Genomic DNA, 16,250 nt, shown 5'->3' with positions numbered 1-16,250 from the left:
AATCAATCGTAGGGTGCCCTGCGTGCCCCTTCTGCTTACTCCCCACCCAAGATCTATTCTGTCTCCGCCGGTATAGGCTGTAGATAACAATCGAGGCTCATTTTGAAATATCGTTCCTTCGGCCAAATTCTGGCTGTGACTCTCTTATTTGCTGTGTCGCTGGCCCAGGCTACCCCTGAAATTAACATAGCCCCAACACCCACTTGGGTGGATGCCGTCGACCTCTCGAGTAGTGTTGCCACACCCGAAGGCAGTGTTAGGTATCACCTGAGCAACTCCCAGATATCCCATACGAACGAACAACACCAATACTATTTTCAGTTGGTGATGGAGCCCCTCAATCAACAGGGGGTTAAACAGGTATCGGAACTGAACATTAGTTTTTACCCCGCGTTCCAGCAGCTGGTCGTTCACGAAATTACCGTCACCCGCAATGATCAAGTGATTGATCGCCTGGACAAACAGGACTTCAAGTTATTCCAGTCTGAGCAGGAGCTGTCCAGCAAACTCTACTCTGAAATGTGGAATGCGCTTTACATTCTTGAGGATATCCGACCCGGTGACAAAATCTCCTACGCTTATACACTCGAGGGAAGCAATCCTATTTTTGAACGCGGGGATTTTGGTACTTTCTACTTGTCATGGCCGGATGCCATCGACAGGCGCTATGTAAAAATTACCAGTGACAACAAGCTCAATTACCGTTTTAACAATGAAAAAGTACCGGTGAACGTTACCCGCAATAATGGCACTTACCAGTACACACTGGACCTGAAGCAGGTGTCTCCGATACTTCAGGAGGGGGAATACCCTCACTGGCATGACCCATTCAACTACATCCAATATTCAGGCTATAACAGCTGGGCTGAAGTAAACGACTGGGCAATGACACTCTACGATATTGACCTCTCCCTGCCACAGGAACTCACCCGGCAATTGGATCAATGGCGCGCAGAGGAAGGCCTTGAGGGAGCTGTCAGCAAGGCTATTGCCTACGTTCAGGAGGATATTCGCTACTTTGGGATCGAGTTTGGAATCAACTCACACCAACCGCGAACGCCGAGAGAGACTTTGGATAAGCGCTATGGCGACTGTAAAGACAAGGCCATATTAATAACCGCCATGCTGTCTCACCTGGGGGTTAACTCCTACCCCGCCTTGGTGTCTTCAGGACGCGGGCGTGACCTTGCCAATGATATCCCCTCTCCCAGTTCATTTGATCATGTAATCAGCGTCATTGAGCTCAATGGACAAGATTATTGGGTTGACGGCACCGCTTCCGGACAGGGCTCCAATATCAAAAGCAAAGGCTTCTTTGATTATGAATTGGCACTCCCCATTCGAAAGGGAACCCGAGCATTAAAACAAGTAACCACGACTTATCCCGCCAATGGCACTCTGCAACTGGATGTCACCGAAAATTTTGAAATCAATGCCGGAGCCAATACCGCAGGGCTAACTGTTGAGTCCACCTACAGCGCTCTCAAAGCGGAGCAAATGCGTCAATTTTTCCAGTCAGCGGACTCTGAATACATAAAGAGTAATTACGCAAACTTTATGGCAACTTACTACCCCGGTATTGAAATCACTTCCAATATCAAGCACCAGGACAATCGGGGTGAAAATGTACTTCAGGTATCGGAGCTATATGAGATCAGTGATTTTGCCGAGTTGAACTCTGCCCGGAAGATTTTCTCACTGTATGGCTCCAGTATCGCCTCTTACATCACCAGCCCCCAGAAGCGTATTCGCCATAGCCCATTAGCACTGGCACATCCTGTGGATATCAACCACAAAGCAGTAGCCAAAATTACTGGAGAGGTTTTGTGGAGAGAAGAATCCCAGGATCTACAGATAGACAATCCCTGGTTCACCTTCTCCAGAACCTCCGATCATATTGGCAATAACATCTCGGTGAACTACGCCTTTAAATCCAAAGCGGACCATGTCCGCAATACGGATATTGCCGAGTATATGGAGCAACTCGATAAACTGGATGAAGCACTTCAATATCAGTTCTGGGCCAAGGGCGATAATTCGAATACTCAGGAAACCAGCAAGGCAATGAAAAACCTGGTTAAGTCACTGATCAGGAAGTAAATAATGAAAAAATTCCTTTTTGCCCCCGTTATTTACTTACTGGCCTCTTGTGCGGCCCACACTTCCATCGAACCCGGCGATAGTGAAATAAGGCTGCTAACCGAACAAATTGCTAGCGCTCCAGATACAGTTGCTTATGAGGATTTCTGGGTTGCCTATCTTGAGTCTCAGCAACCCCTGAATAATATCGCGGCCAGAGAGCGCTACCAGGCGGAGCTATCCGCGATTGAATCTGGGGATAAGTCTTGTGAAGCCGTGGACTGGAAGGCCGTAACAAACAACAACATCCTGTCACTAACGCCCCATCTCAGCGCTGCAGAATGCTATGAGTCTGTGGGACAGTTAGAAGCAGCCAACTACCATAAAAACCTGTTTGAATTTATTGCTACTGGTATCCTCTCCGGACGCAGTGGTGAGTATAGCTACAGTGCCTTTGAGGTCGGGAGCTGGGCAGATGCAGAAGACCTGCTCACCATATCCGGCTATGAAATTATTGATAGCTATTTTGAATTTGCAAATAGTCGCAATGCTATATACCGCGTTTATAACGTAAAGGAAGTAGGCGGCTATCAGGTATCGAAAATCTACTTCGATAATGCCCGCTTTCTACACCGACTGCTCGCGATCCGGTATCCATTTGCCGGCACATCAGATCAGCTCTATACAGATGTGATCCAGGTACTAGCCTCTACAGATTATGCCGCTCGACACGCCGAAGGCATTGTGTTTCATGCGGAGGGGCAGTATCCACAGGCTGAACAGGCTTATCTGGACGCTATTGTTATGGGATCCATTTCCGCCAATATCAGTTTAGGGCGGCTGTGTCTGAGTGGCAAAACTGAAAAATTTGCAGTTAACGAGTGCGCACAATTATTTGTTGCTGCTGCGGATCTGGGGCTCGAAGAGGCGAAGGTTTACCTAGCCTATATAGCCTTTATGGGCCTGGGAATTGATCCGGACGAAGAATTAGCAACTTCACTACTCTCCAGTGCCGAACAACACCTGAAAAAGGGCCAGGCGGAGTATGAACTCTACTCCCTTTTAGCGTCAGAGGAATTTAACTCAGCGAACGAATCCGGTGCTGCACAATTCTTGCAAGCCAGCGCTAATAGAGGTTACCCCGTAGCCCACTTTACCCAGGCTATTGGTTACCTTGAGCAGAATAATTACTATCAATTTGAACAGCTTATTCAAAAAGCTTCCGATAACGGATTTTCACCAGCCCAGTTTTTTTATGCCAGCTACCTGCTGGAGGAGAAAAAAGAAGCCAGTGAGGGCATGGCACTTCTCAATGAGGCTGCAATTGCAGGCAACCCCGCTGCACTCTTTGAGAGAGGGCGTATCACACAACTAGGCGCCCATGGCCAACCGGCTAATATCAATCAATCTATCAGGGACTATCAAGCTGCGGCATATCGCAATCATCTTCCCGCACAATTAAAAATGGGGATACTGCACTCCAAGAATATTATTGCAGACGCCAACGCCGATATTGCCTATGCCTGGTATTTATTGTGTGGACGGGCCGGCCACCTGGAGTGTATTACCAATATGGGTTACTCCGCCGAAAATGGTTATGGAGTGGAACAAAATCCGACCCATGCAGCACAACTTTATAGGCTCGCAGCTGCAGAAGGCTCAGCCAACTCCAGTGCCAGGTTGGCCGGACTTTACGAGGCCGGTAACGGAGTAGAAAGGGACCTGGAACAGGCAATCTATTATTACACTCAAGCAGCAGAGAGGGGACTAGCAAGCGCTATGAATAAGCTGGGGCTCATATATTTGGACTCCGGTAGTGATTCTTTCAACAACTATCCCGAGGCTCTTCATTGGTTCGAGCAGGCAGCGAATCAAAATTCAAAGTATGGATACTTTAACCAAGCCCGTATGTATGAACAGGGGCTTGGTGTAGAAGTTGATCTAGATCGAGCAATGTCACTCTACGAGGAAGCCTCAAAGAGAGGGCACGGCATAGCTTCACTGAAAATTGCTGAGGCCTATAGTCAAGACGATAATCCAGGCAAAAACCTTGATCAGGTACGTTACTATTTGAAATTAGCTACTGAACAGAGTGACGACCAACAATTGAAAAAAATCTTGGAAAACTGCGCTGACACCGAAGAGTGCAATGTCTCACACTTAAAACAGTTTCTGAGTGGACTCCCTGCAGAATAAGATTATTTTTGCGGTCGACTATTCACAGCGAATAGTTGACCGCGTTCAACTTTATTTTGCCAACAGACTCCCAAACCACTCTTTTTCCTACCTTAAAATCCTCAACTATTTTCCGACCTATTTTCTTTATTTTTATTGACAAAAATTTCTAGGTGCGACCGATAGCACCATTTTTTGCTCAAGCAAAAGATCAGCCTCAAAAGCAAGCCAGCCATCACAGAATATGACTGACAGCTCTTTATACTCCGCGCCAATTACATTTGGTTTAACGGATCTATCGAGGCGATATGACCTATTCACTGAAGTTACTCACGGCTATCAGTTTATCTGTATTTCTTACTGCTTGCGGTGGGGGCGGAAGCTCCGATGACAACGAACCTGACGGCACTCCAGTAAGCAGCGATAGCGATTCAGGGGCAAACCCTGACGGCGATGATGACGATGGCAATACTGGCTCTGATGATGACAGCTCCAGCTCTGATGATGATGACAGTTCAGATTCGGATGACGACGACGGCGATGACTCCCCTAGCATAAGCGGTGACAGCGGCAGCGTCAGTGAAGATGTCGAGACAACGGTTTCAGGGCAACTGGTCGATAACTCAAACAGCAATCAAACCTTTGAATCCGGAAACTTTCAAGGGACTTACGGAGAGCTTGAAATATCCAGCGATGGCAGCTGGACCTATACCTTGGACAGTGAACTATCCGATCCAATTGCGGGCTCAGAATTAGTGACCGACGCATTTAACATTGGTATCGGCTCCAGTGATTCAGAAGCCACTATATCCATTTCCATAACCGGTTACGACGATGCCTACACGTTCAATCCCGCCAGCCCACTGGCCACTTTGATTGTTGAGGGTAAGGAATTTTCTTCAGGAACATTCCTTTTGGAGGATGTCGATGGCAATACTCCGGAGTTTGTCGAGGAAACTCTTAATGGATCCTTCGGCGATTTCAAGTTATACAGCAACGGGGATTGGGAATACAGCCTGAATGATTCTGCAGACAGTTTAAAAAATGGCGAGACCACAGAGGATACCATTTCATTTCAACTTAGCGATGGCACTACTCAATCGATTGCCTTCTCTGTCGTCACTTTAGAGCCTGATGAAAGCAGTATCGTATTCATTTTCATGAACTTCTCTGATGCTGAACCTACAGATACCACTGATATCTCTGATATTGCAGATATGGTCTTTAACGATGAGGACTCTCTCGATAATACCTACCTAAAGAATTCATTGGGACAACTAAAATTCCTGCGCCATCGCATCAGCGACAACTCCCTGGAGCATTACTGCTATGGAGAAGGTAGCAATGAAGATAGCTCCATTGACTGTATCAGTTACAACATTCCAGATAACCAGGATGGTGGCACTTTAAGTGTTGAAGATGCGGCAGCCCGTTCCAGCCAGGGAGGAGAATATACAGATGGAGGATACACTTGGCGTGACAATGCAACAGAATGGGCGGAAGCTAATTTAGTTGACGAAAATAACAACCCTATCAACCTAAGCGACTGGCGCCACCGCGTTTACATCTATCCTCCTGAGGCCAAAAGTGCTGGGCTGGTTGGGGCCGGTGTCGCCTCTGTTGGTGGTAAGTGGAGCATCGTTACCGCTTATACAGACCAGATAATAATGGGCCATGAACTTGGCCACAATATTGGACTCAGCCATGCCGGCAATGACGACAACAATGATGGCGATACCTTCGATAGTGGCGAAAGCGAGTATGGAACAGATGGGAGCTTTATGGGGAATGCCTGGACTTCGCGCTTGTTTGGCAGTGGTCACCGAGAGTACATGGGCTGGTATGATTTATTCCCCGAGTATACCCAAACGGTAACACAGGCCGCCGGCAGCACAGAAGAGGTGGAGATTGAGGCTATTGAGCTGACCGCGGGAGAGCTCTCAGGAAATCTGCCCCAACAGCTGAAAGTTGAGAGTTCCGGTAGTCAGAATGGAGAAGACTATTACTACGTGAACTACCATGTAGGCCATGACATACTGAACCCATCGTCTCATATGGAAAATTCAGTATCCGTTCATTATCTCGATAATAGACTCTTTAACCATGTAGCAGAACTCAAGGAACCAGGAGATAGTTTTACCGACTCAAATATTGGCTTAACCATTGAGTTTCAATCTATGGCCTCAGACAAACAGTCGGCCACTATCTTAGTCAGTTACAGTGATTAGGCTATAAATCCGTTACCGCAGGATAAATACTATGAAAAAGTTCATTCTAATAGCGTTTGCATTGAGCTTCTCCCTGTTTGTGCAAGCAGAGGAGATTGTAACCGGCACCTTGGAAGAAATTATCTCTGAAGATTTTGAAACGGGAAAATCCGAGCGTAAGTTTTCCCTGAAAGATGAGCAGACTGGCCACTACTTTTTCCTGGATGCCGATGAGGCCAAGCTCAAAGGTATGAAATCTGGAGATCGGGTTAAAATTCGTGGTGAGCGTGGAGAAAAGCACACACTACGCATAAAAGAATCAGAGAAAATAGAAGTAAAGGATAGCGAGTAGTCATTTATTAATTAAAAACGATTTACCGCCCTATCTGATTAAAATGGAATAGTGCTCAGAGATAACCCGAGCACTATTCCACACTTTCTTCTACCTCACCCTTAATTGATTTAACTGATCCATGTGCGGCATAAAGTTCAGAGCACAGCGGCGGTTAAAATCCTTGATATCTTCCAGTTTATATTTGTGTGCAAACTCATTACCTGGACGCAACTGTTCTTGTCCCGGGTAAATCCCCTTGCCAGTCAACAGGCAATTCCAGGATACATTCGGGAAATAGACATCCAGCTTTTGATCCAGTAGTTCATCAGTAATATTCTTGCCTGCCATCCAGGACATCAAGATTGAACGCAGGGAGGGAGATATCTTTTCATTAGTGCCATTGGCAATCCAATAGTCCGTATCTGTTCTCGAACTAATACGGTAGTGACAGACGATATAGTCCCGAACCGCATCAAAACGAGCGCTGATACGATTATTAAAGTCATCCCTATATGTATCAGTATGATCACCATTGTTATAGGCCTCTATAAAGCGCACCACGGTTTCCTGAACCATATCAAGCGCCGTTGCCTCCAAAGGCTCAATAAAGCCTTGCGAGAGCCCCACCGCCAGGCAATTCTTGGCCCAGTGTTGGGCGACCCGTCCCACCTTGAACTTTAATCTACGCGCCTCGACATCACTGTCCAACAACCCCAAGTGAGCGCGAAATTCCGTTTCTGCCTTGTCATCGTCAACAAAGCGAGAGCTGTAAACATATCCGTTGCCATTGCGATTAGTCAGGGGGATTTTCCACGCCCAGCCATATTTCATCGCAGTAGAAATAGTGTGCGGTGCATACTCCCTTTCCTGGTCTGTAGCAAATACAACCGCAGAATCGTTAAACAGACTCTCAGCGCTACTAATGAAAGGAACCTTCAGGGATTGTTGTATAAGACTTCCACGGAAGCCGGAACTGTCCACATACAGATCCGCTTTGAGCACCTCACCGTCAGTGGTTTTCAGGTGATCTATATTCCCCTGTGCATCGAGCATGGCGCCAGCCACTGTCGCCACCTTATATCGAACGCCTTTTTTTTCGGCAACACGACGCAGGAACTGGCCCAATAAACCAGAATCAAAATGGTAGCCATAGGCAATTTCAAAAGGGAAGTTTTCCGGCGCGACCGGGGATAATTTTTGTCGGATCATCTCTGTGGCCAGAAAGAAGTGGTTCGGGTGCCCCTCCAGGTCAACGCCTTTCCTGCGCAGATAACTATTATGAAAAAATGCCGGGATAGTAAATTGGTCAGGCTGGCCGACAAAGGGGTGAACATACTCGGTAAAGCCCGGTTTGACGGACCAATCCCTAAAGGTAATTCCCACTTTGTAAGTAGCGTTACAAGCAGGCATCCACTCTGATTCGCTAACCCCTATAGCCTCCATAAAACCTTTCAATGGCGGAGTTGATCCCTCCCCCACACCGATAATTCCAATATCCGGAGATTCCACCAGGGTGATTTCAAACCCTTTATTCTGCCAATGGGTCGCCATCAGATTGGCGGTTATCCAGCCAGCGGTACCCCCGCCAAGAATAATTATTTTTTTACATTGATTGCTCATGGCGACTCTCAAAAATTCGGCACCGCACTTATTTTCGGGCCATTTGACATTTCAAAAAAAAAACCGCCCGGCAAGCGTAGCTCAGCGGGCGGTCTCTTATCACATCTTCCGTTTACACCGAAAGAATCAGCGATACTTAGTAGCTATAGTTCAAGCCGAGGTAGAACTGACGTCCAAACTCAGTGTATTCACCGAGGACGCCATCTACTCCGTATGATTTCACATCAGCCTCATCCGTAAGATTGTTCGCTGAGAAAATCACATCGATACCATTATCAAATGCGTAGGATATCTGTGCATCGACAGTGGTATAGGCTTGCGCTTCCACTGGTGTGGAGCTACCTGGTACCGGCATATTCAGGATAAATTCATCCCGATAGCGAACATTGACGTGGGAGCTGAAATTACCAATATCCCAGAATACTGTAGTGCTCCAGACATTTTCAGAGAGGCCCGGCAACGGCAGGTTTTCACCATAGAGGTTACCGCCACTCACTTCGGTTTCACTCTCAGTATATGAATAGCTGGCGGTCATACCCAAGCCAGCCCAAATACCTGGCAGCTGATCAAAGGTTTTGGTACCCGCAAGCTCGATGCCTCGAATATAACCACCCTTGTCGTTGTTCACGTAAGTCTCAAAAGCGCCGGCTTCCAGACCAACGGGAATTTCAATACCCAGGGAATCAAACAGCGCCGTCCGATCTGCCTGGCTGTCCAGGTAGATATACTGCTTTTCTACCAGGCTTTCGATATCTTTCCAGAAAATGGCTGCAGTTACCGCGCCGCCATCTTCGAAATAGTGCTCATAAGCCAGGTCAAACTGGTTTGCACGGAAAGGATCGAGGTAGGGAGACCCCTTGGTCCAAACGTTGTACTCCGTAGCGCCATCGTTGTTAACACTGTTCCAGGAGCCAGCGCCGCCCTTCAGCTGCCCAACTGGCGGACGGCCCATCACTTTAGCTGCAGCAAAGCGAATGTAGTCCTGCTCGGTCAGCTCAAAGTTCAAGTTAAGGGAAGGCAGGGTATCTGTGTATTCGGGGCCGTACTCAACATAGTCGTAGCTATCTGAAGTTACACCCACGTCATCAGTAATTTCGATACCATTGCCAGCACCCACATTTTGGATACCGCTGGACTTCACATCGGTTTCAACAACCCGCACACCGAAATTACCAGTTACTGGAATACTACCCAACTGGGTTTCGATATTGGCCATCAGGTAGTAGGCAAAAACTTCCTCTTTCACAGCACCGGACTCAACGAAAGTCCAGTCCTGGCTAAATACCTTTTTACCTTCGTAATTACCGGCACCAAAAATACTGGAAGCCAGGGCATCCATATCGTTGACTACGAATTGTGGTATCCCATTGGTAGATTCAATGCTGACATAGCCGTCCAGTAGTTGCGGCTCACAATCGATGTCGGACAGGTTATCCGCGCAGTAGTCATTGAATTGACCATCGCGGCTACCGTACAGGAAAGCACCACGCTCAGAATCGAAAGTACGCTCAGAGACACGGAATCCAGTCTCTATAGAGGCAATGGCTCGCCACTCCAAGTCAAACTTGTAATCGAACTTGAAGGCTTCAACCTTATCGGTGTACTCGTGGGGGTACTCTTCGTAGCGCGACAAACGCATGGTATCCAGATCGGTGAAATCTACACCGGAGAAAACGCCTGAGGGAATACCATCACCATTAAGGGAATAGGCAAAGCTCTGCCCAGCAGCTTCTTCCCAGGTCTCTAAGTTCCCATTGTCATCGTAGGTCAGGTCGTAAGCGTGCATGGATACAATCTGATCCTTGCGCGTCTTGGTGCCCTTACTATAGGAGTAGTCAACGGCCAGGGTATGGCGGTCACCAAAATTCCACTCCAGGTTCAGGCCAATACTATCGCTGTCCGCCTGAGTGGATTGATCCTCAGAGCGGGATTCAAACCAGGGGCTGGAATCGTAAACAGTTTTTGGATCGGTAATAATTACCGTTCCATCGGTAACCACTCCACCGTTTACTTCCGTATCGGAAAGGGTATACATGTCTGTATTGGCCAGCCCACCAACCGTAATACCGTGGCGAGTATCCACACGCTCAAAGTCAGATTTGAAGTAATCCAACTGGGCCTTGAAACCATCGGTAGGCTCAAAAACGACGCTAGCCAGGTAACCATTGCGGGTATCGGTACCATCACCTGACTGCCATTGGAATGCGCGCGGCAAAGCATCTGCGCTGCCGTCACCATCGTAATCGCTTGCCGGCGGTTCATAACCGATCTGGGCGTCTGCACCCGTGCGGGACTTTACAAAGCTATTCGGCTGCTCAAGGTGGGAATAACCCAGGGCGACGCCCACCTTGTCATCCATAAATTTACCCATGTACGACAGCGTGACACGCTCACCGAACTCGTCGGCACCGACGTCGTCTGCTGCATCGTTAAACGACATACGCACATTGGCATTAAAGTTGTGTTCTTTCTCGGCGTCGAGAGGATTGGCTGTTTTCAGCTCTACAGAGCCCGCTACACCACCTTCGATATGAGAGGCTTTCGGAGTCTTGTAGACCGCGGCCTGATTAATCAGCTCAGCTGGGTACTGGTCAAAAGATATCCAGCGAGTACTTTCGGTATAACCACTGGTAGAGGCCTGCTCACGACCATTCAGGGTGGTCTGCAGGAAGTCGCCGTTCATACCGCGGATATTTAGCTGTGAGGACTGACCGTTGGATCGCACGGTGGTTACGCCGGGCAGACGGCCCAGGGCATCAGCGATTGATTGGTCGGGAAGAGATGACAGAGCGCCCGCATCTACCACATCGGCCACAACATCGGCGGCGCGCTTGGCTTCAACGGAGTCCAAAACGCTGGTGCGAATACCGGTAACTGTTACTTCTTCCAGTGTTTCCTGCTCCTGCGCATAGGCCCCAACCGAGGTGGACACGGAGGCCGCGATGGCAGCAGATAGCAAAGTGGGTCTGAGCGCCCCTTTACCTTTATTGGATAGACTCATCATCTTCTCCCTGGACTTATCGTTATGTTGAGACCCTGCATCCTAGGGCGGCCCCTAATCCATAACATCCTCCCCCGAGGGGGGAGGAGACGGGAAAAAGTGTGAGATCAATCACAGGTGTAATTTAATACACGTTTGTCAGGCCATAACCCAACAAAAGTACCGGGCAATTACCCCTCAAGCTGTACTGCAGCGCCAATCAAGGCCTGATAACCCGCATTCAACGCGTATACCGGAACGGCCTCCATCCATTGAGCGACACGCCCTTTCGTCAGGAAACGCTGCTCAAACTCGCTCTCAGGTAGCAATTCAGCGATCCTGGGCAGTATACCACCACCCAAAAATACCCCGCCACGCGCGCCCATATACAAAGCCGCATCCCCGGCCGCACTGCCGAGAAAATTGAGGAAATCTATCAGAGCTTCACGGCACAGCGGATCTGAACCTTCAAGGCCACGGGCGCTGATATCGGGGGGCGTCAGGTCCTCAGCAATCTCTCCGTTCAGCTCGCAAACTGCGCGATAGAGATTAACCAGCCCATTGCCCGACAAAACCCATTCGTTGAAAACGGGTAGCTGGGTTTTCATCAGAATTTGCAGCAACTGCAATTCACGCTCAGTGGAGACTGTCAGGTTGGCATGCCCCCCCTCTCCCGCCAGCACATGGTATCGGCCATCGGCTTCAGCCAGTCCGGCAACACCGAGGCCGGTTCCGGGACCTAGCACCGCCATAGGGGCACCTGCCTGCCGGGGAGTATCACGCAGTACCTGGTAATCTGATTCGGCCAGACGGGGCAAAGACTGAGCCAAGGCGGCAAAATCATTAATCAGCTCTAGGTGGGGAAAGCTAAACTCTTGTGCCAGCTCCCCGGCGTCAATAGTCCAGCCCAGATTAGTCATATAAACCTTTCCACCAGTTGGGGTCATCTCCAGCGGACCGGCTGCTGCAATACACGCCTTTTCCGGGCGCGGCTGGTTTAACCCATCGAGCCAGTGCTGTAATGCTGCATCAAATCCCTCGAAGCGTTGGCAATCAACGACTTTGAGTTCTTCCAGCTGATAACCCTCTGCTACAGGCTTGGCGATGGCAAATCGGGCGTTGGTCCCACCGATATCCGCTACGATACTCGTCATAGTTATCCTTCTAACTTCCCCCTAAAAAAGGCGATATAACTTAAGGCGTCAGACAAAATATTGCCAGCCCCAAAGCTTACTACAGAGGACAACTCACCCTATAAAGAAACCGCATAACCCCATACATAACCCAGATAAGCTCGATAAACCTCGCAACAGAAAACCAAACTGCAACTTTCAGTCACTTTATTTTAGCGATCAGCGGGGGGGATATTTTTCACGCTATCGGTAAACGAGCAGATTTCATCTTTACTAAATCGAGTATTGACTCGCTTCTGTGAGGCCGGTTGATAGCTAATACCCACACCGCTACGCCGCGCAACCTGGGGTCGAATAGGGCGGGGGCAAAAATTACCGCCACAGTTAGGGCAGACGTTACTGAGTAATGTCTCGACGCAGGGCTGGCAGAAAGTACATTCGTAAGTACATATCATCGCCTCTTCCGAGTTTGGCGGTAGATCTTTATCGCAATTCTCACAGTTCGGCCTTAACTCCAGCATCCCAGTTCCCTCCTTGTTCGCTAAATAATTTTTTGAAGTTTATTAGTCTTAATTTCTCGCTCAACCTCCCTACACAAAGGAAGTTATCCCAACAGAAAATAACTACATAAAATCTGTATAAGCTTTATATATGGAAGATTAAATAGCTTTTTATATTAACGACTTACTCTCTCCAATAGTGGTATTAAAATGACAGTAAATCGACAAATTCCGACATGATCCACTGTTACAAAATCAACATTGCAAAATGCTTATCCAAACCATCAAATTGATGACTATCTCTCGATAAGATAACCACATTAATTAATTTCTAAGAAAGGAAAACCAACTTAGACACTTCCCTCAGATTCCACAACCAGAATGCGAGCCTCACCAACAGGATGAGCTACATGTTCCGTGCCCTCAGAAGCGTGGAATATATCACCAGGTCCAAGAAGTTCCGATTCGGTTCTACCTGCCACTTTGTAAAACATTTCTACATGACCATCGAGAACAGCGAAGACTTCCTGACCATCATTGATATGCCAAATATAAGGTTTATTAGTCCAATGCAGTTTAGTGGTAATCCCGTTCATATTTGCGATAAGTTGCGATTCCCAGGGCTTACTACCGGTAAAATCTCTGCTACGCACTATTTTCATAATGTTTATTCCAATATCGCTTTATAAAATTTCCGGAACCACCATTTAGAGAGTCGGTAACTATAAGGCGGGTTCTTCAGGCGCAGGTGTAGTCATAACACCATTTTCATCAGCCTTTTTTTCTGCCAGCTCATCAACTCGCCTCACCCCAAAAGTCACCGTTGGTGGAATCCCCATCCCCAGATCGATGTCCGCAACACGATAATTGCATCCCCTGGCTTTAAGAATGGCATTCACCTTCTCCTGCTTCTCAACCGCTTTGATAACGGTATTGGCTATTACTTCATCACTGCTAAAAGCGGTTACGGACTCATTGACCCTTTCACCGAGTTCCTTGGCTTTATCAAAAATACCCATAATTTACTATTCCATCTCTATTCATTCGCGGCCGAAATCATAGGTTAAATATCTATTTTTAGGAACCGCAAGCAGGTAGCCCTGACTCCACCTCGGGGTCACAGAAAGCAAAGGTTAAGACGAGCTGGTCACTTGAAGCAGAGACTTTGAGCAACCACTTAAAAGGGGCTCATTAGTCAGCACCAGGCCTTTGTACAAAATAATCTGACCACCTATTCATGAACCGGCAAATCCGCTGGATTATTCATGCCAAAACCTATTTTCCCCCTATAATTTCGAGACTCTCCCGCTCTCGTCTTGCCCACCCCAGATTGATGTGTCACTATCATTTTTTTGAGGTTTGGTAACGATAAATGAGTGGGCGCAAGCAGTTCGATGAGTCACAAGTACTAGACAAGGCCATGCGCGTTTTCTGGGAAAAAGGCTACAAAGCAACTTCCTTGTCGGATCTTGAATCGGCCATGGGACTGAATAAATCCAGTATCTACAACACCTTCCAAAGCAAGGAAGGGTTGTATGGCCGCTGTCTGGAACATTTCCACACCCAATACGCCTGCGATGCTATGGATACCTTGAATCACCCGGACTTCCGCACAGCCATGGGCGGCTTCCTGGAAATGCTTCAGTCAGGTATGGAGAGCTCTGAAACTCCAGAAGGCTGTATCGCTACTATGGCAGCTATGGAGGTGGGTGCCAGTGAAGGATTTCTCGCTGACCTGGTAGCCAAGGGTACCAATGATATGCTGAACCGGATCGAAACCCGTATGCAGAAGGCTATTAACGATGGCCAATTGCAAGCCGGTGTCGATTGTGCCGCCCTCGCCGCGATGGTTATGGCGGTAAGCCGAGGCGTAGTGGCCCTGAATAAAGGCACGGGCAGTACCACAGCAGGCAAAAACAGTTACCAACAGCTATCCACAATTCTGGACCAGTATACACTTCCCTAAAAAAGCCCACCCCAAAACTTCTTGCCTCTTTGGGGTGGGAATGGGGGTATTCCTGTGAGAATTAACTTTTAGAAATAGCGACGTAATTCCAACTGAAAATAGTCGTCGTTGCGCAAATTGTAGGTAGGGTCTTCTTCATCGGCATTACCGAAAAAACGCGCTTCCGCTTCCATTAACCAGCGGTCATTTAGTCGGTGGGTCAGTTCCAGATTGGAAAAACGACTACCGTTATCCAAATCGGTACTTACGGCAAATAAAAGCTCCGTATCCTGCGTATTATTTAGAGCGTATCGCGCACCTATCGCAATGTCATTTTGACTGGTCGTAGACCAAGGTCCGGTACGATCATCAAATTGATACTCCATTAATACCCCAAGATCTGAGACCGTTTCGCCAATACCATAAAATGTATATTCGAAACCGCCGACAGCCGCTGTCTGGCGACCTTCACCGCGAGGTTTAAATGAAATAGCTTCAAACTTCCACAACCAATCTCCACGGGTAGTTTGGATGTCCACACCCGTCTGATCGATCTGTGCATAGTAAGGCGCAAGCAAGCCATCTTCCGTAAGCAATAATAATGGATCCCGATTAGTGCCGGAAAAATGGCTGAGGCCCAGGTCCCAATCTCCAAGTACATGGCTGTAACGCAAGGCCCAATCTATGTGCTTTTCCTCCCGGTCAGATTGATAGACCGCAGCATCCTCATCCACCGGCAGCGGAGCACGTAATCGCCCTTCCCGGCCAGCAAACTGACGCTCACGAAAACCCAGTAAACCGTACACCTCCAGTGTTCCCCAATCACGCTCCATCAGGAGGTTAATCATGGGTTGGCCAAGCTTGTCTTCACCATCGATATTTTCCAACGCATCATCCTGGTTAATCACATCCACCAAGTGCACGGTTTCAGTAACTCCCCAAAATACTTTGCGCACCCCGGCATAAAGCTCGAAACTATCGTAAGCTTTCCACCAGTAAAGCTCGCCGAGATCCGCGTGATTGCGATCGCTATCCTCACTGTCCCAGCGCCCAAAGACACTGGCCACAACACGCTGGTTTCCATCGTCAAAATCTCGGTAGTACTCGAGATTTAAAGACGCAGAAAGACCGGCATCACTTTGTGCTGAATCCAAAGGGTCTGCGGTGAATGCGCGGGCCTCCAGGCCCGCATAACCGCTCAACTCATTTGCTCCAGCCATATGACTCAACGCCGCCAATAGTGGCAACAAAGTGAGTATTTTTCGGTTAACCATGGG

The 16,250-nt window shown here is 48.2% G+C and carries 12 protein-coding genes; 5 read left to right on the top strand and 7 right to left on the bottom strand.

Features of this window, described 5'->3' with window-relative positions:
- The first annotated feature begins 102 nt into the window (after nt 1–102).
- The 4 genes from ACJJIL_RS01385 (at nt 103) to ACJJIL_RS01370 (ending at nt 6,813) form a co-directional block, all read left to right on the top strand.
- Nucleotides 103–2,100, top strand: a complete 1,998-nt coding sequence (locus ACJJIL_RS01385; protein WP_444940613.1) for a DUF3857 domain-containing transglutaminase family protein — start codon at nt 103–105, stop codon at nt 2,098–2,100.
- 3 nt (nt 2,101–2,103) lie between these two features.
- Nucleotides 2,104–4,275, top strand: coding sequence for a tetratricopeptide repeat protein (locus ACJJIL_RS01380; RefSeq protein ID WP_444940612.1), 2,172 nt, complete (start codon nt 2,104–2,106; stop codon nt 4,273–4,275).
- Between the two features lie 287 nt (nt 4,276–4,562).
- Nucleotides 4,563–6,482, top strand: coding sequence for a VCBS domain-containing protein (locus ACJJIL_RS01375; protein WP_445361018.1), 1,920 nt, complete (start codon nt 4,563–4,565; stop codon nt 6,480–6,482).
- 31 nt (nt 6,483–6,513) lie between these two features.
- A complete protein-coding gene (locus ACJJIL_RS01370; protein ID WP_444940610.1) occupies nt 6,514–6,813 on the top strand; it encodes a hypothetical protein in 300 nt (99 codons plus the stop codon).
- A 90-nt stretch (nt 6,814–6,903) separates the two neighbouring features.
- On the opposite strand, the gene ACJJIL_RS01365 is transcribed toward ACJJIL_RS01370, so the two are convergent.
- The 6 genes from ACJJIL_RS01365 to ACJJIL_RS01340 all read right to left on the bottom strand — a co-directional run bounded on the left by ACJJIL_RS01365 (nt 6,904) and on the right by ACJJIL_RS01340 (nt 14,047).
- Nucleotides 6,904–8,415: a tryptophan halogenase family protein gene (locus ACJJIL_RS01365; RefSeq protein WP_445361017.1), complete on the bottom strand. Its 1,512-nt coding sequence runs from the start codon at nt 8,413–8,415 to the stop codon at nt 6,904–6,906.
- Between the two features lie 136 nt (nt 8,416–8,551).
- Nucleotides 8,552–11,416: a TonB-dependent receptor gene (locus ACJJIL_RS01360; RefSeq protein ID WP_444940608.1), complete on the bottom strand. Its 2,865-nt coding sequence runs from the start codon at nt 11,414–11,416 to the stop codon at nt 8,552–8,554.
- A gap of 170 nt (nt 11,417–11,586) precedes the next feature.
- Complete coding sequence (gene glk / locus ACJJIL_RS01355) at nt 11,587–12,549, bottom strand: glucokinase (protein ID WP_282931051.1); 963 nt, start codon at nt 12,547–12,549, stop codon at nt 11,587–11,589.
- Nucleotides 12,550–12,740: 191 nt separating this feature from the next.
- Entirely contained in the window at nt 12,741–13,049 is a 309-nt protein-coding gene (locus tag ACJJIL_RS01350) for a DUF1272 domain-containing protein (RefSeq protein WP_282931050.1), read from the bottom strand.
- Nucleotides 13,050–13,378: 329 nt separating this feature from the next.
- A complete protein-coding gene (locus ACJJIL_RS01345; RefSeq protein ID WP_444911629.1) occupies nt 13,379–13,690 on the bottom strand; it encodes a cupin domain-containing protein in 312 nt (103 codons plus the stop codon).
- Nucleotides 13,691–13,750: 60 nt separating this feature from the next.
- The gene (locus ACJJIL_RS01340) at nt 13,751–14,047 is read right to left on the bottom strand and encodes a hypothetical protein (protein ID WP_444937121.1); all 297 of its coding nucleotides are present in this window, start codon (nt 14,045–14,047) and stop codon (nt 13,751–13,753) included.
- Between the two features lie 353 nt (nt 14,048–14,400).
- Between ACJJIL_RS01340 and ACJJIL_RS01335 the strand changes: the two genes are divergently transcribed.
- Nucleotides 14,401–14,994, top strand: a complete 594-nt coding sequence (locus tag ACJJIL_RS01335) for a TetR/AcrR family transcriptional regulator (RefSeq protein ID WP_444937120.1) — start codon at nt 14,401–14,403, stop codon at nt 14,992–14,994.
- Nucleotides 14,995–15,062: 68 nt separating this feature from the next.
- Here the strand turns inward: ACJJIL_RS01335 and ACJJIL_RS01330 are convergent, their stop codons facing one another.
- A complete protein-coding gene (locus ACJJIL_RS01330; RefSeq protein ID WP_444937119.1) occupies nt 15,063–16,247 on the bottom strand; it encodes a hypothetical protein in 1,185 nt (394 codons plus the stop codon).
- Nucleotides 16,248–16,250 lie beyond the last annotated feature (3 nt).

This window comes from Microbulbifer maximicatervae (SeqCode), assembly GCF_052468095.1.
Note: the sequence above shows the minus strand (reverse complement) of the source record. Positions and strands in the feature narration are given on the sequence as shown.

Excerpts from the sequence above, each read along its gene's own strand:
- ACJJIL_RS01380 (WP_444940612.1), top strand. The coding sequence starts at position 2,104 with ATGAAAAAATTCCTTTTTGCCCCCGTTATTTACTTACTGGCCTCTTGT.
- ACJJIL_RS01375 (WP_445361018.1), top strand. The coding sequence starts at position 4,563 with ATGACCTATTCACTGAAGTTACTCACGGCTATCAGTTTATCTGTATTT.
- ACJJIL_RS01370 (WP_444940610.1), top strand. The coding sequence starts at position 6,514 with ATGAAAAAGTTCATTCTAATAGCGTTTGCATTGAGCTTCTCCCTGTTT.
- ACJJIL_RS01365 (WP_445361017.1), bottom strand. The coding sequence starts at position 8,415 with ATGAGCAATCAATGTAAAAAAATAATTATTCTTGGCGGGGGTACCGCT.
- ACJJIL_RS01360 (WP_444940608.1), bottom strand. The coding sequence starts at position 11,416 with ATGAGTCTATCCAATAAAGGTAAAGGGGCGCTCAGACCCACTTTGCTA.
- glk (WP_282931051.1), bottom strand. The coding sequence starts at position 12,549 with ATGACGAGTATCGTAGCGGATATCGGTGGGACCAACGCCCGATTTGCC.
- ACJJIL_RS01350 (WP_282931050.1), bottom strand. The coding sequence starts at position 13,049 with ATGCTGGAGTTAAGGCCGAACTGTGAGAATTGCGATAAAGATCTACCG.
- ACJJIL_RS01345 (WP_444911629.1), bottom strand. The coding sequence starts at position 13,690 with ATGAAAATAGTGCGTAGCAGAGATTTTACCGGTAGTAAGCCCTGGGAA.
- ACJJIL_RS01340 (WP_444937121.1), bottom strand. The coding sequence starts at position 14,047 with ATGGGTATTTTTGATAAAGCCAAGGAACTCGGTGAAAGGGTCAATGAG.
- ACJJIL_RS01335 (WP_444937120.1), top strand. The coding sequence starts at position 14,401 with ATGAGTGGGCGCAAGCAGTTCGATGAGTCACAAGTACTAGACAAGGCC.
- ACJJIL_RS01330 (WP_444937119.1), bottom strand. The coding sequence starts at position 16,247 with ATGGTTAACCGAAAAATACTCACTTTGTTGCCACTATTGGCGGCGTTG.